Below are 2,184 nucleotides of genomic sequence, written 5' to 3' on the forward strand. Positions count from 1 at the left end.
GTGTTTCCGTGCTTGGTCACGAGATACACGGGAAACCCGGTGTATCGTGAAACACCCGGAAAGAAAAAGGCAAGAAACCCCCACTTCAACGCCTACAGGCGTAAGTGGGGGAGGTTCATCTCCTCGCTATGTTTGGTCGGAATTTGATGGCGGGCCTGGTCGATCAACACAACGCCAGCATGCGGCACATAGCGGCGAAATATGGTGATATAGAAATGAATGTAACGGTCGCGCGCTCCGTAAATGAGCAGCACCGGCAGGCGCAGGGAGGAGAGCTGCTCCGTGCAGCGGTAGACGAGCCCAGCCCGATACGCGGCCTCTAAATCCCGCTTGTTGGCCATCTGGGCGTACCGCCTCAACAGCCGCCGCTCGCGCTGGTTTGTTCCGTGCCCGAGGGCGAGCGCCAAGGAGAGCAGTGGGATGGCTCTGAGTTTGGCGGCGGAAATGCCAAGCCAAAACTCACCCCACAGCAGCGGGGTACACACTTCAGGAAATCCGCCAATCAAAATAAGTTGCTTCACATGCTGTGGATAGCGAAGGGCGAAATCAAGTGCGACCGACCCGCCGCTGGAGTAGCCGCAAATGATCGCGCGCCCGATGCCGAGGGAGCGAAGCAACACCGAGACGTCATCGGCGAGCAGCGGCACCGTAATCGGTCCATCCGACGGACTGCTTCGCCCGTTGCCGCGCATGTCGTATAAAATGAGGCGAAAATCGCGGGCGAGCGGCTTTTGGCGGCAAAAAACGACATGCCCCATCCCAGGGGGATGGATGAACAATAGCGGTGTTCCGTTCCCTTTTTCTTCATAATATAGAGACGGACGCGGCTGTTGATGGAAATGTATGGCATGCGAATCCCCCCTTCACGGCATCGCCCTCTATAGTATGGAAAGAAGAACAGCCTCCCATCCAAAAAACCTCCATCTTTTTTTCATTGAGAAGGACGGCTTTCCGATTTATAATTAGTCACGTGGATGAACGGCGGACAGGCGGCACGGAAAGGAGGGGGCCCGATGGAGCAGTCGTTCCGTGTGGAAAAGGCGCTCAATAACAACGTTTTAATCGCTTTCCACTCCCAGTATGGCGAAGTCGTCCTGCTCGGCAAGGGGATCGGCTTCGGCAAAAAAAAGGGGGATGAAATTGCGGAAAGTGCCGTGGAAAAATGTTTCGTCCTCAAAAACGAACGCGAACAAGAGCAATACAAAAAGCTGCTTCCGGAATTGAGCGAAGAATTCATCGCCCTCATGAGCGAGGTGGTTCAACATATTCAGCAACGCGTGGGCGCACCGCTCGACGAGCACATCCATGTGGCGCTGACGGACCATATCGCCTTTACATTAAAGCGGCTTGAGCAAGGATTGGACGTCAAAAACCCGTTTTTGGCTGAGACGAAAAACTTGTATCCGTTGGAATATGAAATTGCCCATGAAGTGGCCCGCACGATTGAACAAAAGCTCGGAGTCTCCCTGCCTGAAGGGGAGACAGGCTTTATTGCTCTTCATATTCATAGCGCGATTTCGAAACAAAGCGTGTCGGAAGCGAATCGATATTCCCAGCTCATTGCTGACCTTGTCAAGATCGTCGAGCAACAGCTTGGCGTTGACATCGACCGCGAGAGCGTTCATTATTTGCGTTTCGTCCGCCATTTGCGCTATGCGATTGAGCGGATGAAAAAAGGTGAAAAAGTCGAAGAACCAAAAAATTTGTCGAAAATCTTGAAGGAAGCGTATCCATTGTGCTATAATCTAGCATGGAAGTTGGTTAAGGTCATGCAGCAAACGCTTCATCTGCCGGCGGACGATGCCGAGGCGGTCTATTTGACGTTGCATTTGCAACGGCTGGCGGAGAAAAAGAACAATACAACTGCATAGGTTGTCTCGCTTTACGTGTTACTGACTCGATCAGGCATGAGTAAAGAGGGCAAATAAGGCGGCAACAGCTGCGAATGTATGCGCGCTGTTGTAAGCGTTCTTTTTGCCTCTCTTTAGTCATGCCTTTTTTATTGCGCCGATGCCCCTCGGAAGCGTCCGCTCCATTTTCGATACATGAATCGGCTGTTTGCTGCAAAACTTAAGAAAAGGAACCTAAAGGAGCATTCCCGTTAGGAGCTTTTCCGGGGACTTGATCAAAAAAAGCCCTCTTGGTATGATGCAGGGGTGTCAAACACATCACTCACCATACCAA

Annotated in this window: 1 protein-coding gene and 1 pseudogene; one reads left to right on the forward strand and one right to left on the reverse strand. The window is 52.2% G+C overall.

Annotation, left to right across the window (positions count from 1 at the left end; genetic code table 11):
• Positions 1-92: 92 nt before the first annotated feature.
• A pseudogene (locus CV945_RS16705) lies at positions 93-850 on the reverse strand (alpha/beta fold hydrolase).
• Between the two features lie 163 nt (positions 851-1,013).
• On the opposite strand from CV945_RS16705, the gene glcT reads away from it, so the two are divergent.
• A complete protein-coding gene (gene glcT / locus CV945_RS16710; RefSeq protein ID WP_095859080.1) occupies positions 1,014-1,871 on the forward strand; it encodes a glucose PTS transporter transcription antiterminator GlcT in 858 nt (285 codons plus the stop codon).
• Positions 1,872-2,184 lie beyond the last annotated feature (313 nt).

The sequence above is a fragment of the Geobacillus sp. Manikaran-105 genome (assembly GCF_002809955.1).
Lineage (GTDB): Bacteria > Bacillota > Bacilli > Bacillales > Anoxybacillaceae > Geobacillus > Geobacillus thermophilus.